The sequence below is a fragment of the Streptomyces palmae genome, assembly GCF_004684805.1.
GTDB classification, from domain to species: Bacteria; Actinomycetota; Actinomycetes; order Streptomycetales; family Streptomycetaceae; genus Streptomyces; species Streptomyces palmae.
This window is the reverse complement of record NZ_SRID01000100.1, coordinates 1-18,720: the sequence shown is the minus strand read 5'-3', so window position 1 is coordinate 18,720 and position 18,720 is coordinate 1. Positions and strand designations below refer to the sequence as shown.

Below are 18,720 nucleotides of genomic sequence, written 5' to 3'. Positions count from 1 at the left end.
CCCGTCCCCCGCCCCCTTCTCCGGCCTGCTGCCCGCCTCGGCACCCGGCAGGGCGCCCCTCGACCCGCGCAGTGCGCGCTCCACCGCCGCCGCCCGCAGCGCCCCCTCGGGCACCCGGCTCCCCGGATGCGGACCGGGCGGGCCGGGCTCGCCATCGGGCGCCGGATGCGGGGGGTGGCCCTCCGCGGCGCCGGGCGGTCCAAGCTCCCCGTCGGGTGCCGGATGCGGGGGGTGCTCCTCCTCCGCGGCACCGGGCGGGCCGTCCCGCCCCGGTCCGGTCATGCCCGCGTGCCCGCCCCTGCCCAACCGCCCGGTCACGCCGGACCGCCCGTCCGGCCGGGCACCGGCGAACTCCGGACGGCCGGCGGCGGGGCCGCCCCCGAGGCCCGGGCGGGAGCCCCCGGCACATCGGCTCGCGGGGCAGGCGGGACGTTTCCGCACGCGGCCTGCGAGCCCGCGGCGGGGCGGCCCACCGGTGTCCCGGCGGGCTGCCAGCCGTGCCGGTCCAGCGCGTCGGCCAGCGCCCGGACCATCACCGGGTCGAACTGGCTGCCCGCGCAGCGTCGCAGTTCCCGCACCGCCTGGTGCACCGGGCGGGCCCGGCGGTAGCTGCGGGTCGAGGTCATCGCGTCAAAGGCGTCCGCCACCGCCACGACCCGGGCGAACTCCGGGATGTCCGGCCCGGCCAGCCCGTACGGGTAGCCGCTGCCGTCCAGCCGCTCGTGGTGGTGCAGGATCGCGGCCCGCGCCTCCTCCAGGAAGCCGATGCCGCGCACCATCTCGTGCCCTTGTTCGGGGTGGAGTTCGATGAGCCGGCGCTCCTCGGGGGTCAGCGGCCCGTTCTTGCGCAGCAGCCGGGTCGGTACGCCGAGCTTGCCGACGTCATGGAGGGTGCCGGCGATGCGCAGCGCCTCCTGCCGCTCGCCGGGCATGCCCAGTTCGCGGGCGATCAGCAGCGATGCCTGGCCGACCCGTTCGCTGTGCCCCCGGGTGTAGCGGTCCTTGATGTCGACGGCCTGGACCAGGGCGCGGACGGCCGCCTGGTGGCTGGTGCGCTCCCGGTGGCAGAGGGCGAAGGCGGAGGCGGACAGGGCCATGGGGGGCAGCACCAGCAGCGCCGCGACCGGACCGTAGCGGCTGTGCCACAGCAGGGCCATGGTCAGTGCGGCCAGTCCGTGCGCCAGGTCGGCGGCGATGGAGCAGGGCAGGACGCCGGCCCAGGCCGCGCGGAGCGGGCGACGTTCGGCGGTGACCAGTACGCCGACCCCCAGCAGGGCGCTCAGCACCGCGAAGACCAGCGCGGCGGCGCCGGCGGGCAGCAGGGCGTACGGGAGCCTCGCGGCGGTCACCGCGGGCCCACCGCCGGTCAGTGCGAAGGTGCCGGAGGCGGCTGCTGACGCCAGGGCGAACCTGGCGGCCCGCCAGACCCGGCGTGCGGCGGCCGGGCGCTGCTCGACCCGGCTGAGGAGCCCGCAGGGGATGGCGATCAGCGCGGCGGCGGACGGGGGCAGCAGCATGGCCCCGGCCAGCAGCACCGGACTGCCGTGGGCGGGGGTGGCGGACACGGCGCCCGCGGCCGCGCTGAGGGCGGCCAGGGACAGCAGGGTGGGCCAGGAGGTGCCCGTGCCCGGTCGCAGGGCGGGGGCGGCGAACGCCAGGGCGGTGAGCGCGGCGCACAGGATGTAGGCGCGCCCACCGGGAGGAAGTGCCCGCATCGCGTCTTCTCCCCTGCCGCTCGGGTCACACCGTCAGGATGGGGAGGATATTGCCGCGGGACGGGTCTGGCGGGCGCATCAGGTGATTAGGCCGGACGAGCCCGCCGAATGCACACCTTCGGGTGAGACAGGAGCCTTGGGCTGGTCAGCGCGCCCGTGCGGAGCCGTCTCCGCCGGCGCGACGGCCGTACGGGTCCGCCGGTCGGCGGCAGGGCTCGGCAAAGAGGGATGGGTGCGCTACCGCCCGCCGCCCGTTGTGCGCGCGAGCGGGTTGGGGCTCGCAGGCCCGGCAAGAGCGCGAGGGATGAGCGCCACACCGGCCGCCGACTGCCCGCGGGCGCGTTGCCGCAGGCATGGCACGGGTGTGAGGTGCTGGCACCACACCGGCCGCCGACTGCCCGCGGGCGCGTTGCCGCCAGGCATGGCACGGGTGTGAGGTGCTGGCACCACACCGGCCGCCGACTGCCCGCGGGCGCGTTGGAGCCCGCGCCAGGCCCGGCAAGGTGTGAAAAGGGCCGCCTCCACCTGAGTGGGGTCAGGACCCGTTCCGCGAGGGAAAAACGAACGCCGTCGCCGAGCCGGTGGCCGGGCGACGGCTGGTGGTGCCGGTCAGCCCTGGGTGGCGGGCCGGTCCTCGGGGGCGATGGCCGGCTCGTCCTCCGCCGCGCCGCAGGTCTTCTCGCCGTGCAGCGGGGCGGTGACGTCCAGCTCCGGCCCCACCTGTCCGGCGCGGATCAGATCGATCCGGCCCATCACCTTGGAGCGCAGGTCGCTGGGCACGTCGTCATGGCCGCAGCAACGCTTGACCAGCTTCTTCACGGCCTGCTCCAGACCGTACTTCTCCAGGCAGGGCGAGCACTCGTGGAAGTGCACCTCGAACTTGACGCACTCACCGTCGGGCATCTCGTTGTCGAGGAACTCGTAGAGGTGGTCGAGGACCTCGGAGCAGTCCATCTCGTGCGACTCTCCGCAGCTCATGAGTCCGCGCCTTTCCGATCATGCGACTCGTCGGCCGCGGCACCGCCCGCGCCCGCCGGAACCAGCCCGCGCCCACGGGCGTAGTCCTCCAGCAGACCGCGCAACTGACGGCGCCCACGGTGCAGCCGGGACATCACGGTGCCGATGGGTGTACCCATGATGTCCGCGATCTCCTTGTACGCAAACCCCTCCACATCCGCGAGATAGACCGCGATGCGGAACTCCTCGGGGATCGCCTGCAGCGCCTCCTTCACATCGGAGTCGGGCAGGTGGTCCAGGGCCTGGGACTCGGCGGAGCGCAGCCCGGTCGACATGTGCGACTCGGCGCGCGCCAGCTGCCAGTCCTCGATCTCCTCGGCGGCGCTGCGCTGGGGCTCGCGCTGCTTCTTGCGGTACGAGTTGATGAAGGTGTTGGTCAGGATGCGGTACAGCCACGCCTTGAGGTTCGTGCCGTCACGGAACTGGTGGAAGGACGCGTACGCCTTGGCGTACGTCTCCTGCACCAGGTCCTCGGCATCGGCGGGGTTGCGCGTCATGCGCAGCGCGGCGGAGTACATCTGGTCGAGGAAGGTCAGCGCGTCCCGCTCGAAGCGCGCACTGCGCTCCGCGGACGTCTCGGCCGCCTGCTTTCGCAGGCCCTCGCCCGTGCTGTCGGCCCCTGCATCGGTGCCAGCGACCTGACCCACCTCCTCCACGACCATGGTGGGACCGGAAGCGGACCCACTTGAATCGGAGAATAGACGACCACCTGGCACGCGCGCCCCTTCAATTTCGGCGGCACCCCCCAGCCCGAGCTGCGACCAGGCCAGGTCAGCGGACTGCGGACGGGCCGGGCAAGCAAGCGAACCCATGTGGTGGACTCCCTCTCCTCGGGCGAGTGCCTTCTGCGTACCGGTGCGTCTTCTCTACGACGCCTGGCACAACATCCCGCGCGCGGGGTTCATTCCCGGGTCCGGCCCTTTCCCCGGTGCCGGTTCCGTTCAGCCGAGGACGCGCGTCAGCCAGCGGGCGGTCTCCCCGGTGATCAGGTCGACCGCCGCCTGCTGGGTGATCGGGGCGCTCTTGGCCACCGCGAAGCCGTGGTCGGCGTGGGGCACCGGCACCAGTTCGGTGCCGGCCGGGAACTCCTCGGGTCGGCCGAAGGGGTCCCGGCCGCCCTGCACCACCAGGGTCGGCAGCCCGCTGCCGGTCAGCTCCACGGCCCGGGACTTCTCCGGCTTGCCCGGCGGGTGCAGCGGGAAGGACAGCGCGAGGACGGCCCGGGCGCCCAGTCCCGCGGCGGTCCGGCAGGCCACCCTGGCTCCGGCGCTGCGCCCGCCGGCCACCACCGGCAGGCCCGGCCCGGTCAGCGCGGGCCAGACCGCCGTCCAGCCGGTGTCCAGGGTCCGGGGAGCCGGCGCGAGCTTCTTGCCGGCGACCCGCCAGGGCTGCTCCACCAGGGCCACGGTGATGCCGTGCGGCGGCAGGGCGGCGGCGAGCGCCGCCAGGTCGCGGGCCTCGATGCCGCCGCCGGCGCCGTGGCCGAGGGCGAGCACCGCGCGGGCGGTGCCCGCCGGGTGCCAGGTGATCCGCGCCTGGCCGGCCGGGGTGTCCACGCTCTGGGTCCGGGCACCGGTCCCGGCCGTGGGGCTGTCGCTGGCGTTCATGGTCCTAGAACAGCGTGCCGACCTCGGGCTCGTCCAGTTCCGCCACGAGTTCCGGCCCGTTGTTGCGTACGTCGCTGACCGCGGTGGCCACCGGATAGGCGCGCAGCAGCGCGGGCGGTGGTGGGGTGAGCAGTTCGCGCAGCTCGGCCGGGTCGGTGCGGGACGGGTCCAGCCAGGCGTCCCATCGGTCCGGGGTGAGGACCAGCGGCATCCGGGGGTGGATCTCGGCGAGCGAGTGCGGCCCGGGCCCCCGGTCGGCGCCGGCGAGCGGTTCCTTCTCCGCCTCGGTGGTTATCACCGTGCACGTCACCCACCAGGCGCGCGGGTGGTCGTCGGGGAGGGTGCGGTCGCGCCAGAACTCGTACAGTCCGGCCAGCGCCATCACCGAGCCGTCGGCCGGGGTGACGAAGTAGGGCTGCTTGCGGGGCCGCTTGCGCCTGCCCTGCTCCTCCAGCTGCCGTTCGGCGGCGCCGGTGACCCACTCGTAGTAGCCGTCGGCGGGGAGGATGCAGCGGCGGGCGGCGAAGGGGCGGCGGAAGGACGCCTTCTCGTGCACGGTCTCCGCCCGGGCGTTGATCATCTTCACCCCGACGTCCGGCGACTTCGCCCAGGACGGCACCAGCCCCCAGGTCAGGGTGCGCAGCTGGCGAACCGGACGCGGGTCTGCGGCGTCTTTCAGGGGGCGGTCCAGTACCGCGTGGACCTGCTTCGTCGGGGCGACGTTCCAGTCCGGCTCAAGGGTCTCCTCGGGTTCCCACCTCTGCACCCCGAAGAGCCCGACGAGGTCCTCCGGGCGCCGGCTCGCTGCGTATCGACCGCACATGGGTGCCACACTGCCACGACGCCCGCGCCCGGGGACACCGGGTCGCCTGATACGCAAGGTATGCCAGGTCCGCCTGGTACGGCAGGTCCGCCAGGGTCCGACCGCGTACTACAGAGAACCGAGGAGCCGCCCGCATATGCACACAACCAACGCCGCCGAGCTGTGGGACCGCGTCACCGGTACCCAGCCGGAACCGTCCCTGTGGCTGGTCGTGGCCACCGGTGTGCTGGCGCTCTCGCTGGTCGTCTACCGGACCGCCTGGCTGATCGCCCGCAATGCGATCACCATCGCGCACGAGGGCGGGCACGGTCTGGTCGCGCTGCTCAGCGGGCGCCGGCTGCAGGGCATACGCCTGCACTCGGACACCTCGGGACTGACCGTCTCGCGTGGCAAACCGACCGGTCTCGGCATGATCCTGACCGCCGCTGCCGGCTATATCGCCCCTTCGCTGCTGGGGCTGGGCGGGGCGTGGCTGCTGGCCGCGGACCACATCACGGCCCTGCTGTGGGGGGCCACCGGGCTGCTGCTGGTGATGTTGGTGATGATCCGCAACGCCTACGGGATCCTCACCGTGGTGGTGACCGGGGCCGGGTTCCTGCTGGTGTCCTGGCTGGCGGGGGCCCAGGTGCAGGCGGCGTTCGGATACGGGGTGGTCTGGTTCCTTCTCCTGGGTGGCGTCCGTCCGCCCTTCGAGCTCCAGCGCAAGCGCCGGTACGGCGGCGCCGGGGACTCCGACCCCGACCAGCTGGCCCGGCTCACCGGGGTCCCGGCGGTGGGGTGGCTGCTCTTCTTCCACGTGGTCACCGTGTGCTCGCTGATCGGCGGCGGACGCTGGCTGCTGGAGGTCTGAGCGCCCGCGGAACCCTGCGCGCCCCTGCTGGCAGTGCTGTGTTTCGACAGAGTTTCGCCACTTTTGATCGGGATTCTCTCCCTCGCCCAACCACTAAAGTGAAAGCCATGACCGGCACTGAGACATCTCCGGGCGCACCGCCCGCCCTGTGGCCCGCCCCGCTCGCCCCGGGAGCGGTCGATGCGACCGTCACCGTGCCCGGATCGAAGTCGGTCACCAACCGCGGACTGGTCCTGGCCGCCCTCGCCTCCGAGCCCGGCTGGCTGCGCCGACCGCTGCGCTCCCGGGACACCCTGCTGATGGCGGAGGCGCTGCGGGCGCTGGGCGTCGGCATCGAGGAGACCGTGTCCTCGATGTCCTCCGGTTCCGCCGGGGCGGGCGGCTCCGGCGAGGCCTGGCGGATCATCCCGGCCGGCCTGCGCGGCCCGGCCACCGTGGACGTCGGCAACGCCGGCACGGTGATGCGCTTCCTGCCCCCGGTCGCGGCGCTGGCCGACGGCCCGATCCGGTTCGACGGCGACCCCCGGTCGCACGAGCGTCCGCTGCACGGCGTGATCGACGCGCTGCGCGTGCTGGGGGTGCGGATCGACGACGACGGGCGCGGCGCGCTGCCGATGACGGTGCACGGCGCCGGCGCGGTGTACGGCGGCCCGGTGAGCATCGACGCCTCCTCGTCCTCCCAGTTCGTGAGCGCGCTGCTGCTGTCCGGACCGCGCTTCAACCAGGGCGTCGAGGTTCGCCACGTCGGCTCCGCGCTGCCCTCGCTGCCGCACATCCGGATGACGGTGGACATGCTGCGCGCGGCCGGCGCGAAGGTGGACAGCCCCGAGTCGGGCGGCGAGCCCGATGTGTGGCGGGTGACGCCCAGCGCACTGCTCGGCCGCGATCTGGTGGTCGAGCCCGATCTGTCCAACGCGGCCCCGTTCCTGGCCGCCGCGCTGGTCACCGGTGGGCGGGTGACCATCCCGGACTGGCCCGAGCACACCACCCAGCCGGGTGACGCGCTGCGCGAGATCTTCACCGCGATGGGCGGTTCCTGCGCACTGACCGACGCCGGGCTGACCTTCACCGGCACCGGCCGGATCACCGGCATCGACACCGATCTGCACGAGGTCGGCGAGCTGACCCCGGTGATCGCGGCGGTCGCGGCGCTGGCCGACTCCCCGTCCGTACTGCGCGGCATCGCGCACCTGCGGCTGCACGAGACGGACCGGCTGGCCGCGCTCGCCAAGGAGATCAACGACCTGGGCGGCGAGGTCTCGGAGACCGAGGACGGCCTGCGCATCCGCCCGCGTCCGCTGCACGGCGGCGTCTTCCACACCTACGAGGACCACCGGCTGGCCACCGCCGCCGCGGTGCTGGGCCTGGTAGTGGACGGCGTCCAGGTGGAGAACGTGGCCACCACCGGCAAGACCCTGCCCGACTTCCCCGGCCTGTGGACCGGGATGCTGGGGCAAGCGGCCACACCGACCGCGGCGGCGAGAGGCTGAGGCCGGCTGTCATGCGCCGCTACGGCAAGCACACCGACGAGGACGACGTACGGGTCCGCCCCAACCGCAAGGGCAACCGGCCCCGCACCAACATCCGGCCCAAGCACGAGGACGCCGCCGAAGGCTTCGTGCTGACCGTCGACCGGGGCCGTATCACCTGCCTGGTCGAGGACCGCACCATCACCGCGATGAAGGCCCGTGAGCTGGGCCGCAAGGCGGTGGTGGTCGGCGACCGGGTCGCGGTGGTGGGCGACCTGTCCGGCGACAAGGACACCCTTGCCCGGATCGTGCGGGTGGAGGAGCGCACCTCGGTGCTGCGCCGCACCGCCGATGACGACGACCCGTTCGAGCGGGTGGTGGTGGCCAACGCCGACCAGCTGGCCATCGTCACCGCGCTGGCCGACCCGGAGCCGCGGCCCCGGCTGATCGACCGCTGCCTGGTGGCCGCCTACGACGCGGGGCTCGAACCGCTGCTGGTGCTCACCAAGTCGGACCTGGCCCCGGCCGCCCCGATGCTGGAGACCTACGCCCCGCTGGGCCTGCGCTACGTGGTGACCAGCCGCGAGGAGCTGGCCGACGGCGAGGCCGCGGACCGGGTGCGCGAGCGGCTCTCGGATCGGATCACCGCCTTTGTGGGACACTCCGGCGTGGGCAAGACCACGCTGGTCAACGCGCTGGTACCGGACCGCCAGCGGGCCACCGGCCGGGTCAACGCGGTCACCGGACGCGGCCGGCACACCACCACCTCCGCGCTGGCCCTCCCACTACCTGGGAGTACCTCCCAGGCCGGAGGCTCTGAGGGAAGTTCCGGCTGGGTGATCGACACACCCGGCGTACGCTCCTTCGGCCTCAATCACATCGACCCCTCGCGGGTCATCCACGCCTTCCCCGACCTGGAGCCGGGGACCGTGGACTGCCCGCGCGCCTGCAGCCACGACGAGAAGGACTGCGCGCTGGACGAGTGGGTGGCCCAGGGACACGCGGAACCGGCCCGGCTGTTCTCGCTGCGCCGGCTGCTGGCCACCCGGGAGCGGCGGGAAGGCGACTGACCGGAAGGGGTTTGGAGTCGGCCCAGTGCGGTAAAGCCAGTGCGACAAAGGGATCACCACACCGGACCGGGGCGGCATCCGGTCCGGTGCCGTTCCAAGCGGCACGGGAGGCAATCTGATGGCGTGGCTGCTCGTCGTGGTCGCCGGGCTGCTGGAAACGGGCTTCGCCGTCTGTCTCAAGCTCTCCCACGGCTTCACCCGGCTCTGGCCGACCATCGCCTTCTGCGCCTTCGCGCTGGGCAGCTTCGGCTTGCTCACCCTCTCGCTGCGCAAGCTGGACGTGGGCCCGGCGTACGCGGTGTGGACCGGCATCGGGGCGGCCGGCACCGCCCTGTACGGCATGGTCTTCCTGGGTGACCTGGTGTCCACACTCAAGATCGTCTCGATCTCCCTGGTGATCATCGGGGTGATCGGCCTCCAGCTCTCCGGCTCCGCGCACTGACCCTCCCGGCGGACCCCCTGAGGGGTCGAGCACCCGCCAGAGGGCGGTAACCGCTCAGCCGGACGACGGACGCACAGCCGGACGCGGTGGTCCTGTGGCTCGGGCGCGACGCCGGTCGATACTGTTCGACCATGCCCGACTACCACGATGACCTGCGCCTGGCCCACGTGCTGGCCGACTCCGCCGACGCCACCACCATGGAGCGGTTCAAGGCGCTCGACCTCAAGGTGGAGACCAAACCCGACATGACCCCCGTCAGCGAGGCGGACAAGGCCGCCGAGGAGCTGATCCGCGCCTCGCTGCAGCGTGCCCGCCCGCGCGACGCCATGCTCGGCGAGGAGTTCGGCAGCGAGGGCACCGGCCTGCGCCGCTGGGTCATCGACCCGATCGACGGCACCAAGAACTACGTCCGCGGGGTGCCGGTCTGGGCCACCCTGATCGCCCTGATGGAGCGCGGCGAGGGCGGCGACCGCCCGGTGGTGGGCGTGGTGTCGGCACCGGCGCTGGGCCGCCGCTGGTGGGCGGCGGAGGGGCTGGGCGCGTACACCGGCCGCAGCCTGTCCTCGGCGAGCCGGCTGCGGGTCTCCCAGGTGAACCGCCTGAGCGACGCCTCGTTCGCGTACGCCTCGCTGGGCGGCTGGGAGGAGCGGGGCAAGCTGAACGACTTCCTGGACCTGACCCGGGCCTGCTGGCGGACCCGGGCGTACGGGGACTTCTGGCCGTACATGATGGTCGCCGAGGGCTCGGTGGACATCTGCGCCGAACCGGAGCTGTCGCTGTGGGACATGGCGGCCTGCGCGGTGGTGGTACAGGAGGCGGGCGGCCTGTTCACCGGGCTGGACGGCCGACCCGGCCCGCACAGCGGCAACGCGGCGGCGTCCAACGGCCTGTTGCACGAGGAGCTCCTCGACTACCTGCGTTGAGCGCGGTCGCACCGCCGGAGGCGCCACCGGGGCGGGGGCGCGCCGCTCGCCCCGAGTGCGCCTCTTGTGGGCCACCCAGGTGCATGTGAACATGAGAATCCACCCGCTTGTGAACTTGTGAAAGCGTTCACAGGGTACGGAACCCCCGGCTCGGCACCGGAGGTTGACCAAGGAGGTGGCTCCACTCCATGCCCCCTATCGTCCGTGACGCCATGAGCTCCGTGATCGTCACCATCGGCCCCACCCACACCCTCCGCCAGGCGGCCCGACTGATGTCCGCCCGCCGGGTCGGGGCGGCCGTCGTCTTCGACCCCGACACCCCCTTGCCCGGCATCCTCACCGAGCGCGACATCCTGAACTCGGTGGGCGCGGGCCAGAACCCCGACCTGGAGACCGCCCAGGCGCACACCACCACCTCGGTCGTCTGCGCGGCCCCCGAGTGCCCGCTGGAGGAGGCCGCGGCGGCGATGGTGCGCGGCGGCTTCCGCCATCTGATCGTCCTGGACGACCAGGGGCCGGCCGGCGTGCTGTCGGTGCGCGACATCGTGCGGATCTGGATCCCCTCCCAGCGGTCGACCGACGCCCTGCCGGTCTGACGGGCACCGCCCGAGCGGCCCGCGGGACGGACGAGAACGGCGGAACGGCGGAACGGCGGAAACACAGAGAAGGACGGGAACGACGAGAACACGGAGAGGTCGGAGCCCCATGGCATCCGACCTCTCCGCTTGCCGGGGCAAGCACCCTCGGCCACACCTGGACTTGTGACCTTCGGGCACGTGCCGTAAGCACATCCTACATTAGACATAATCCAAGTCAAGATGACCTATGGAATCGTACTGAATCCGACCATGGAGCCGCCGCTGGTACTCTGGTCCTTATCTGACTGATGGGTGAATCGCATGAGTGACCTGCTGGAACGACTCAGAGGACGCGGCTGGCGGCTGACGGCGCAGCGCCGTGTCGTGGCCGAGGTGCTCAACGGGGACCATGTGCACTACACCGCCGACGAGGTGCACGCGCGGGCGATCGAGCGCCTGCCCGAGATCTCCCGGGCCACCGTCTACAACACGCTCGGCGAGCTGGTCTCGCTGGGCGAGGTGATCGAGGTCAGCACCGACGGCCGCGCCAAGCGGTACGACCCCAACGCCCACCGGGCCCACCAGCACCTGGTCTGCTCGCGCTGCGGCACCATCCGGGACGTCCACCCCTCCGGCAACCCGCTGGCCGACCTGCCCGCCGAGGAGCGCTTCGGCTTCGCGGTCTCCGCCGTGGAGGTCACCTACCGGGGCCTGTGCCCCGAGTGCGCGGCGACCGAGCCCGCCGGCCAGCCCGCCTGACCCATCCGGCCCCGGGGCCGGGGCTGGATGCCCCCGGGCAGTCGCCCAGCGCACATACACTCAGGGCCCGGATCCTGAAGGATCCGGGCCCTGAGTTCTCGTAGCGGGGACAGGATTTGAACCTGCGACCTCTGGGTTATGAGCCCAGCGAGCTACCGAGCTGCTCCACCCCGCGTCGGTGTGCAGTAACTGTAACCCGCCCCGAAGGCCCACGCAAATCCGATGCCCCCGACCCTCTGGACGCGGCGGCGGAGCCGGTCCGCACCCCGCCCGGGGCCGGGCTCAGGCCGAGAGTTCCTGCTGGAGCGCGTCCCGCAGCCGGGCGGCGCGCTCGGCGACCTCCGCCGGGCCGAGCTCGACCGCGCGGGCGCACCACTGCTGCCCTTCGGCCAGCTGTCCGCGGCGGGCCGCGAGCAGGGCGAGCCGCAGCGCGGCCCGGCCGTGCCCGGCCTCCGCGGCACGCGCCCACCACAGGGCCGCCTCCGGCTCGCTGCCCTCCCGGGCCAGCAGCAGTCCGAGGTTGAACGCCCCGTTGCTGCTGCCCGCCTCGGCGGCCGTGCGGTACCAGCGGGCGGCCTCGACCACATCGCCGCGGGCGGCGGCCAGCATCCCGATCCGCACCTGGGCGCGCCGGTGGCCCTGGCGGGCCGCCTGCTCGTACCACCGGGCGCACTCCGGGGGCGTCGCCCCCTCCTCCGCGCCCTGGCCCGCCGCGCTCTCCGTGTCCGGCCGGTCCAGCAGCAGCCCCAGCCGGAAGGCGGCCTCCGCGCTGCCGCCCTTGGCCGCGCAGCGCAGGTGCCGCTCGGCGGCCTGGTCGTCACCGTCCCGCTGGAGGGCGATGGCCACCTGGAGCGCGGCCTCGGTGTGCCCTCCGGTGGCGGCCCGCTCGTACCACTGGTGGGCGAACCCCTCCTCGCCGCGCCCGGCGTGCAGGATGCCGAGGTTGAAGGCAGCGTCCACGCTGCCCGCCTCGGCCGCCTTGGAGAACCAGGGCTCCGCCCCGGCCGCGTCGCCGCGCTGGAGGAGCAGGACCGCCAGCGCGTTGGCCGCCTCGCGGTGCCCGGAGTAGGCGGCGCGCCGGTACCACTGCTCGGCCTGGACCCCGCGCCCCTGCTCGGCGCAGAGCAGCCCGAGGTTGTACGCGCCGTTGTGGTCGCCGGCCTCCAGCGCGGCGCGGTACCAGCGCTCGGCGGTCTGCGTCTCGCCCCGGTCGGCGTGGAGCGCGCCCAGCGCGTTGGCCGCGTTCCCGTCGCCGTCCTGGGCGGCGCGGTGCCACCAGACGGCGGCGCTGTCCGGGTCGCCCGCGTCCCGCAGCAGGAAGCCCAGTGCGCAGGCGGCGCGCGACTCGCCGTCCTTGGCGGACATCAGGTACCAGCGCCCGGCCTCCTGGGTCTCCCCCCGCTCTTCCAGCAGGGTGCCCAGGTGGAGCGCGGCGCGCCGGTGGCCGCGCGCCGCGGCCTGCCGGTACCACTGCTCGATCTCCCCGTCGCGCGCGGCGGCGCCGGCACCGGTCGTACCGGCGCCGGTGCGCCCCGCCCCGGTACGTCCGGTGCCGGTGCGGCCCACTCCGGTGCGCCCGGTGCCGGTCTGCCCGCGCTCGGCCTCGGTCGCGCGCTGGTCGAGGATGCGGGCGAGCCGGTAGGCGGCCTCCCGGTGGCCGCGCTCGGCGGCGGACCGGAACCAGCGCTCGGCGCCGATGTCGCTGCGGTGCTCCAGGAGATCGGCGAGGGCGTAGGCGCCGAGCGCGTGCCCGGACTCGGCGGACTGGCGCAGCCAGTACTCGGCGGCCGTCTCGTCACCGCGCTCACGGTGGTGGCGGCCCAGCGCGTGGGCCGCGGCGGCCGATCCGGCCACCGCGGCGGTACGCCACCACTCCGCGGCCTCGTCCAGTCGGCCCCGCTGGTGCAGGAGGACACCGAGGTTGTTGGCTGCCGCGCGGTCGCCCGCGGCAGTGGCGGCCCGCAGATGGGGCTCGGCTCCGTCGAGGTCGCCGCGGCGCAGCAGGAGGGACCCGAGAACACTCATGGCCGCGGTGTCGCCGGCCTCGGCGGCACGGCGGTGCCGCGTCTCGTCCTCGGCCTCGTCGTGCGACTGCACAAACCGCCCTGTCTCCAACAGACTTGCCCTGTCCCCCATAAATTCCATGGTCGCACCACCCGCAACGCGCGTACACCTGGTATACCGCAGCCTGTGAGGTCACTTCAGCGTTTTGTCGACATGCCCACAGAGAGATAAGTCAAACGTGTGAAGCCCCCGTGCGGTAGTGGACGCACGACAAAGGCCCGGATCCTTGAGGATCCGGGCCTCGTCGCTGAGTAGCGGGGACAGGATTTGAACCTGCGACCTCTGGGTTATGAGCCCAGCGAGCTACCGAGCTGCTCCACCCCGCGCCGTTGTGCGTTTACCGTACCACGGCGCGGGGTGGCGCCTGCTCAACCGTCCTGCGCCCCCTGCTTGTCCGGCTCCTCGCCGGGCTGGCCGCCGGACTCGCCGTCCGACGCCTGGTCGGCCTTGCCGTCCGGCTTCTGGTCAGCCTTGTCACCGGACTTCTGCTCGGCCTTCTGCTCGGCCTCGACCGCCTTCTTCAGGGCCGCCTTGACCTCCTTCTGCGCCTTCTCGTAGGCGCCCCAGTCCGGCCCGCCCTTCTTGGCCAGTGCCGCCTCGCCCGCCGCGAGGGCGTCCTGGGCGTCCTTCAGCGCCTGCCGCACCGTGGGGTCGGTGCTGGTGCCCGGTGGCAGCTTGCCGGTGCCCGGTGGCTGCTGGGTGGACGGCGCCTTCTGCCCGAAGGCCACGTCCAGCGCCTGCTCCAGGGTGTCCTCGAAGGCGATGCGGTCACCGCCGTCGGACACCAGCACCTTCTTCAGCAGCGGGTAGTCCGTGTCGGCGCCCCGGACGTAGACCGGCTCCACGTAGAGCAGACCGCCGTCCAGCGGCACGGTGAGCAGGTTTCCGTACTCCACCGTCGAGTCGCCGCCCTTGAGCAGCCGGATACTCTCGGCGATCTTGGGTTTGGAGTTGAAGAGGCTCTGCACCAGCTGCGGCCCGGACACCGGTGTGTTGGGTGGCAGCTTCAGCAGTCTTATGGTGCCGTACTTCTTGCTCGTGGCATCGGCGTCCACCGCCATGAAGGCGCCCAGCGTGCTGCGCTTGTTGGGCGTGAAGGTGGTGGTGAGCGAGAAGGTCTGCTCCTTCTCGCCCGGCATCCGCAGGCTCAGGTAGTACGGCGGGACCGAATTGCCCTTGTTCGTCGGGTCGTCCGGGACCTGCCACACCTCACTGCCGCTGTAGAACTGCGCCGGGTCGGTCACGTGGTAGCGGGTGAGCAGCTCGCGCTGCACCTTGAACAGGTCCTGCGGGTAGCGGAAGTGCTCCATCAGGCTGTCGCTTATCTCGCTGCGCGGCTTGACCGTGCCGGGGAACGCCTTGCGCCAGGTCTTCAGGACCGGGTCCTCGGTGTCCCACTCGTAGAGCTTGACGGTGCCGTCGTACGCGTCGACGGTCGCCTTCACGGAGTTCCGGATGTAGTTGACCTTGTTCTGCTGCGCCACCACCTCGCGCTCCCCGTCGGTCAGGGAGTCGGCGGTGGTGTCGCCCAGGGTGGTCCGCGAGGAGTAGGGGTAGTTGTTGACCGTGGTGTAGGCGTCCACGATCCACTGGATGCGCCCGTCGACCACCGCCGGGTAGGCGTCGCCGTCGATGGTCAGCCAGGGCGCGACCGCCTCGACCCGCTCCTTGGGGGTGCGGTGGTAGAGGATCCGCGAACCGTCGCCGATGGCGCCGGAGTAGAGGATCTGCGGCTCACCGAAGGCCAGGGCGTACGCGGCCCGGTTGAGCGGGTTGGACAGGCTCACCCCGCTCTTGCCCTTGTAGGTGTAGGTCTCCTCCTCGCCGTTGTCCCCGGAGTAGTCGAGCTCCTTCTGCGGACCGCCGACGATCGAGTAGTCGGTGGTGCCCTCGCCGTAGTAGATCCGCTGCTCGTAGTCGGGGAAGGCGCCCTTGGTGGGAAGGTCCTTCTCGGTGAACTCCGGCAGGCCGTTCTTGGTGACCGAGGTGCCCTTGGCCGCGACCGCGCCGTAGCCGTGGGTGTACTTGAAGTGGTCGTTGATCCAGTTGCGCTCGGGACCGGGGATGCCCTCGATGTCCAGCTCGCGCAGACCGATGACGGTGTCCTCCTCCTTGCCGTCCGCGGTCTTGTAGCGGTCGATGTCCAGCGTGCGGGGGAAGCCGTAGTACCCCCGGACCTGCTGGCGCTGGTGGAAGGCGGGCGAGACCACGTTGGGGTCGAGCAGCCGCAGGTTCGCGGTGCTGTCCGCGTCGGCGCGCAGCTGCTTGTTGTCCGCGTCGCTCTCGCCGGAGTAGTCCTTGGGCGCCACCGTGTCGATGCCGTACGCCTTGCGGGTGGCGTCGATGTTCTTCTGGATGTACGGCGCTTCCTTGGCCTGCTCGTTCGGCTGGACCTGGAACTTCTGCACGATCGCCGGGTAGAGCCCGCCGACCAGCACCGCGGAGAGCACCATCAGCCCGAAGCCGATCACCGGCAGCTGCCAGGTGCGCCGCCACAGGGTGGCGAAGAACAGCCCGGCGCAGATCACCGCGATGCAGAACAGGATCGTCTTCGCCGGCAGGTAGGCGTTGGCGTCCACGTACCGCAGGCCGGTCCAGTTGCCGGTGGCCTTGAAGTCACTGGACTTGACCGCCAGCCCGTACCGGTCGAGCCAGTACGCGACCGCCTTCAGCGCCACGAAGACACCCAGCAGCACCGACAGGTGGCCGGTGGCCGCCCCGGTGGCCCGTGCCCCGGGGCTGGTGATCCGCAGCCCGCCGTACAGGTAGTGCACCAGCACCGCGGCGATCAGCGACAGCACCGTGGCCGCGAAGCCGAAGCTCAGCAGGAAGCGGTACCAGGGCAGGTCGAAGGTGTAGAAGGAGATGTCCTTGTGGAACTGCGGGTCCTTCTCGTGGAACGAGACCCCGTTGACCCACAGCAGCCAGGTGCGCCACTGGCCGGAGGCGGAGGCGCCGGCGATCAGGCCGACCAGCGCGGTGACCCCGATCAGCACCCAGGTCTTGTAGGGCGCGATGGCCATCCGGTAGCGGTCCAGGCTCTGCTGCTCCAGCGACATCGCGCTCAGCGGCGGGCGCAGCCGGTGCGCCAGCCAGATGTTGAAGCCCACGGAGAGCGACATCAGCAGGCCGAAGACGGCGAACAGGCCGATCTTGGTCCACAGGGTGGTGGTGAAGACCGAGGTGTAGTGGACCGAGCGGTACCACAACCAGTCGGTCCAGAACCCGGCGAACATGACGAAGAGCATCGCCAGTACGGCCAGCACACCCAGGGTCATCAGGAGGGTACGGACCCGCCGCGACGGTCGGCCGACTCTGATCCGTGGCCCCGTGGGGCCTCCGCCGCGGTCCGGCATCTGGAAAGCCAAGGTGCGCACCTCGAAGTTCGCTGTCGAATGAGCGGGCCCCGGAATCGTAGGACCCCACCCATGCAACTTACTCAGGCTTTACCCAGTTCCCGTTTTCGGGTCCGATCAGGGCACGATATTGAGCATGTCCAACCTTCCCGACCCTTCCGGGCCCTCCGAGCCGCCCCAGACTCCGATGGCCGCCAACCCGCTCACCCGTGCCGCGTTGGAGATCGACGAGTACGCCGCGGGTCTCGGCTGGGACCAGCCGGCCCGGCTGTTCGCCCTGGTCGACACCGCCCAGCTGCGCGCCCAGGAGCCCGCACTCGCCGCCCAGCTCGGCCTGGAGGAGAGCGCCGGGGACACCACCGGCCCCTCCTACACCCCGATCGAGCAGGACGAGCTGCCCGCGGGCGCCGCCCTGGACGAGTTCCTGGGCACCATCGCCTGGCCGGACGCGGTGGTCGGCTGCGCGCTGACCGTGGAGCGGCAGATGCTCCCGCCGTCGGCCGAGGCGTCCGTCCCCAAGAACCTGAGCGGGGCCAAGCTGGCGGCCTGGGTCGCCCGGCACCCGGACCGGCAGGAGGTGCGGATGACGGTCGCGGTGCTGCGCGACGGGGCGCGGGAGGCCGCGGTGCGGCTGCGTGAGAAGGACTCGCCGACCGAGGTGCTGACCGGCCCGGACCTGGTGCCGGGGCTGGCCGAGGCGCTGGCCGCGACCTTCGCCGACTGAGTCCGCGGGTCGGGTGCGCGCCGGGTCCCGGCCCGGCGCGGCGCCCGCCCCGGCGGCCCGGCCCGGTCCGCCGAGGCCGGGCCGGGCCGGTCGCCGCAGGCCAGGGCCTGGGGCCGGCCGGCTGAGAGTCAGCTCTTGGCGCAGCTGGGCAGACCGGCCGCGTCACCCTTGCCGATCTTCTCCACGGCGTGCGCCGCGTCCTTGAGGGTGTCCACCTTGACCAGGGTCAGACCGCCCGGCACGTGCTTGGCGGCCTCCGCGCAGTTGTCCTTCGGGGTCAGGAAGTACTCGGCGCCCTTGCCCCGCGCGGCGATCATCTTCATGGCGATGCCGCCGATCGGGCCCACCTGGCCGTCCTCCTCGATGGTGCCGGTGCCCGCGATGAACTTGCCGCCGGTCAGCTTGCCCGGAGTGAGCTTGTCGACCAGGCCCAGGGAGAACATCAGTCCGGCGCTGGGGCCGCCGACGTCCGCCAGCCGGATGTTCATCGAGAAGGGGAAGGTGTAGTCGGTCGCCGCCTGGATGCCGACGACGGCCCGGTCCTTGGCGCCCGCGCCCTTGGCCGCGTGCCCCTTCTCGGCGGGCGCCTTGCCTGTGGTGATGGTCACCTGCTTGGTCTCCCGCGGCTCGGTGCCCCGCTTCTCGGCCTGCCGGGCCTTGTCGGCGGGGACCACGGTGAAGACCACCTTCTGGCCCGGCTTGTGCCGGGTGACCAGCTTGCCGACGTCCTCGGGGCCCTTGACCGCCGTGCCGTCGACCTCCTTGATCACATCGCCGGCGTGCAGCCGGCCCTGGGCCGGGCTGTCCTTGAAGACGGTGCCGACCACCACATGGGAGCGGACCGGGATCTTCAGGTATCGCAGGGCCGCGACCTTGGCGGCCTCCTGGGACTGGCTGAACTCCTCGGCGCTCTCCTGGCTGACCTGTTCCGGAGTCTTGTCGTCCGGGTAGAGGGTGTCGTGCGGTACCACGATGCGGTCGTCCGCGATCCAGCCGTAGACCGCCTCGAAGAGGTTCATCTTGTATTCCGGGCCGGTGACCCTGACCGTCGTCATGTTGAGGTTGCCGCTGGTCGGGTAGGTCTTGCGGCCGGAGATCTCCAGCACCCGCATGCCCTTGTGGTCCTTGCCCAGCGTGTTGTACGTGGGGCCGGGCGACATCTCGGCGTACGGCACGGGGATGATCAGCAATGCCGTGAAGAGCAGCGCGATCAACGTCAGGAGCGAGGCGAGCATCGTCGCGGAGCGGCGTGGCATGGAACGACAGTACGGGACGGGCGCGCCGGCCCACCGTGGGGGCTGCCCGGATGAAGACCGCCCAGCC

At 72.3% G+C, this 18,720-nt stretch carries 16 protein-coding genes and 2 tRNA genes; 8 read left to right on the top strand and 10 right to left on the bottom strand.

Annotated elements, in window-relative coordinates:
* Positions 1–314: 314 nt before the first annotated feature.
* The 5 genes from E4099_RS13420 to E4099_RS13400 form a co-directional block, all read right to left on the bottom strand.
* On the bottom strand, positions 315–1,715 hold the full coding sequence (locus tag E4099_RS13420) for an HD-GYP domain-containing protein (RefSeq protein WP_135339258.1): 1,401 nt from the start codon (positions 1,713–1,715) through the stop codon (positions 315–317).
* Positions 1,716–2,324: 609 nt separating this feature from the next.
* Positions 2,325–2,693 carry a mycothiol system anti-sigma-R factor gene (gene rsrA / locus E4099_RS13415; protein WP_135339257.1) on the bottom strand — a complete coding sequence of 123 codons (369 nt, stop codon included), beginning with the start codon at positions 2,691–2,693 and terminating at the stop codon, positions 2,325–2,327.
* Entirely contained in the window at positions 2,690–3,379 is a 690-nt protein-coding gene (locus E4099_RS13410; RefSeq protein WP_386389579.1) for a sigma-70 family RNA polymerase sigma factor, read from the bottom strand. The genes rsrA and E4099_RS13410 overlap by 4 nt, the downstream gene beginning before the upstream one ends.
* Before the next feature lie 294 nt (positions 3,380–3,673).
* A complete protein-coding gene (locus tag E4099_RS13405) occupies positions 3,674–4,339 on the bottom strand; it encodes an alpha/beta hydrolase family protein (RefSeq protein WP_135339255.1) in 666 nt (221 codons plus the stop codon).
* Between the two features lie 4 nt (positions 4,340–4,343).
* Positions 4,344–5,162 (bottom strand): SOS response-associated peptidase, encoded by an 819-nt coding sequence (locus E4099_RS13400; protein ID WP_135339254.1) that lies wholly within the window; start codon positions 5,160–5,162, stop codon positions 4,344–4,346.
* 136 nt (positions 5,163–5,298) lie between these two features.
* Here E4099_RS13400 and E4099_RS13395 point away from each other — a divergent pair, with 136 nt between their 5' ends.
* From E4099_RS13395 to E4099_RS13365, 7 genes are all read left to right on the top strand, one after another.
* On the top strand, positions 5,299–6,012 hold the full coding sequence (locus E4099_RS13395) for a M50 family metallopeptidase (protein WP_135339253.1): 714 nt from the start codon (positions 5,299–5,301) through the stop codon (positions 6,010–6,012).
* A gap of 107 nt (positions 6,013–6,119) precedes the next feature.
* Complete coding sequence (aroA, locus tag E4099_RS13390) at positions 6,120–7,502, top strand: 3-phosphoshikimate 1-carboxyvinyltransferase (protein ID WP_135339252.1); 1,383 nt, start codon at positions 6,120–6,122, stop codon at positions 7,500–7,502.
* 11 nt (positions 7,503–7,513) lie between these two features.
* Positions 7,514–8,551: a ribosome small subunit-dependent GTPase A gene (gene rsgA / locus E4099_RS13385; protein ID WP_135339251.1), complete on the top strand. Its 1,038-nt coding sequence runs from the start codon at positions 7,514–7,516 to the stop codon at positions 8,549–8,551.
* A 118-nt stretch (positions 8,552–8,669) separates the two neighbouring features.
* Positions 8,670–8,993, top strand: coding sequence for a DMT family transporter (locus E4099_RS13380; RefSeq protein WP_135339250.1), 324 nt, complete (start codon positions 8,670–8,672; stop codon positions 8,991–8,993).
* Between the two features lie 131 nt (positions 8,994–9,124).
* Positions 9,125–9,916, top strand: coding sequence for a histidinol-phosphatase (gene hisN, locus E4099_RS13375; protein WP_135339249.1), 792 nt, complete (start codon positions 9,125–9,127; stop codon positions 9,914–9,916).
* Between the two features lie 212 nt (positions 9,917–10,128).
* Entirely contained in the window at positions 10,129–10,512 is a 384-nt protein-coding gene (locus E4099_RS13370) for a CBS domain-containing protein (RefSeq protein WP_245244808.1), read from the top strand.
* Positions 10,513–10,815: 303 nt separating this feature from the next.
* The gene (locus E4099_RS13365; protein ID WP_135339247.1) at positions 10,816–11,253 is read left to right on the top strand and encodes a Fur family transcriptional regulator; all 438 of its coding nucleotides are present in this window, start codon (positions 10,816–10,818) and stop codon (positions 11,251–11,253) included.
* Between the two features lie 101 nt (positions 11,254–11,354).
* Here E4099_RS13365 and E4099_RS13360 read toward each other — a convergent pair.
* The 4 genes from E4099_RS13360 to E4099_RS13345 form a co-directional block, all read right to left on the bottom strand.
* A tRNA-Met gene (locus tag E4099_RS13360) sits at positions 11,355–11,428 on the bottom strand.
* A gap of 107 nt (positions 11,429–11,535) precedes the next feature.
* Complete coding sequence (locus E4099_RS13355) at positions 11,536–13,398, bottom strand: tetratricopeptide repeat protein (RefSeq protein ID WP_135339246.1); 1,863 nt, start codon at positions 13,396–13,398, stop codon at positions 11,536–11,538.
* A gap of 171 nt (positions 13,399–13,569) precedes the next feature.
* A tRNA-Met gene (locus E4099_RS13350) sits at positions 13,570–13,643 on the bottom strand.
* A gap of 42 nt (positions 13,644–13,685) precedes the next feature.
* Positions 13,686–16,673, bottom strand: a complete 2,988-nt coding sequence (locus E4099_RS13345; RefSeq protein ID WP_135339259.1) for a UPF0182 family membrane protein — start codon at positions 16,671–16,673, stop codon at positions 13,686–13,688.
* 136 nt (positions 16,674–16,809) lie between these two features.
* On the opposite strand from E4099_RS13345, the gene E4099_RS13340 reads away from it, so the two are divergent.
* A complete protein-coding gene (locus tag E4099_RS13340; protein WP_135339245.1) occupies positions 16,810–17,397 on the top strand; it encodes a PPA1309 family protein in 588 nt (195 codons plus the stop codon).
* Positions 17,398–17,525: 128 nt separating this feature from the next.
* On the opposite strand, the gene E4099_RS13335 is transcribed toward E4099_RS13340, so the two are convergent.
* On the bottom strand, positions 17,526–18,653 hold the full coding sequence (locus E4099_RS13335) for a YlbL family protein (protein WP_135339244.1): 1,128 nt from the start codon (positions 18,651–18,653) through the stop codon (positions 17,526–17,528).
* Between the last annotated feature and the right edge of the window lie 67 nt (positions 18,654–18,720).

Excerpts from the sequence above, each read along its gene's own strand:
- E4099_RS13420 (WP_135339258.1), bottom strand. The coding sequence starts at position 1,715 with ATGCGGGCACTTCCTCCCGGTGGGCGCGCCTACATCCTGTGCGCCGCG.
- rsrA (WP_135339257.1), bottom strand. The coding sequence starts at position 2,693 with ATGAGCTGCGGAGAGTCGCACGAGATGGACTGCTCCGAGGTCCTCGAC.
- E4099_RS13405 (WP_135339255.1), bottom strand. The coding sequence starts at position 4,339 with ATGAACGCCAGCGACAGCCCCACGGCCGGGACCGGTGCCCGGACCCAG.
- E4099_RS13400 (WP_135339254.1), bottom strand. The coding sequence starts at position 5,162 with ATGTGCGGTCGATACGCAGCGAGCCGGCGCCCGGAGGACCTCGTCGGG.
- E4099_RS13395 (WP_135339253.1), top strand. The coding sequence starts at position 5,299 with ATGCACACAACCAACGCCGCCGAGCTGTGGGACCGCGTCACCGGTACC.
- aroA (WP_135339252.1), top strand. The coding sequence starts at position 6,120 with ATGACCGGCACTGAGACATCTCCGGGCGCACCGCCCGCCCTGTGGCCC.
- rsgA (WP_135339251.1), top strand. The coding sequence starts at position 7,514 with ATGCGCCGCTACGGCAAGCACACCGACGAGGACGACGTACGGGTCCGC.
- E4099_RS13380 (WP_135339250.1), top strand. The coding sequence starts at position 8,670 with ATGGCGTGGCTGCTCGTCGTGGTCGCCGGGCTGCTGGAAACGGGCTTC.
- hisN (WP_135339249.1), top strand. The coding sequence starts at position 9,125 with ATGCCCGACTACCACGATGACCTGCGCCTGGCCCACGTGCTGGCCGAC.
- E4099_RS13370 (WP_245244808.1), top strand. The coding sequence starts at position 10,129 with ATGAGCTCCGTGATCGTCACCATCGGCCCCACCCACACCCTCCGCCAG.
- E4099_RS13365 (WP_135339247.1), top strand. The coding sequence starts at position 10,816 with ATGAGTGACCTGCTGGAACGACTCAGAGGACGCGGCTGGCGGCTGACG.
- E4099_RS13355 (WP_135339246.1), bottom strand. The coding sequence starts at position 13,398 with ATGGAATTTATGGGGGACAGGGCAAGTCTGTTGGAGACAGGGCGGTTT.
- E4099_RS13345 (WP_135339259.1), bottom strand. The coding sequence starts at position 16,673 with ATGCCGGACCGCGGCGGAGGCCCCACGGGGCCACGGATCAGAGTCGGC.
- E4099_RS13340 (WP_135339245.1), top strand. The coding sequence starts at position 16,810 with ATGTCCAACCTTCCCGACCCTTCCGGGCCCTCCGAGCCGCCCCAGACT.
- E4099_RS13335 (WP_135339244.1), bottom strand. The coding sequence starts at position 18,653 with ATGCCACGCCGCTCCGCGACGATGCTCGCCTCGCTCCTGACGTTGATC.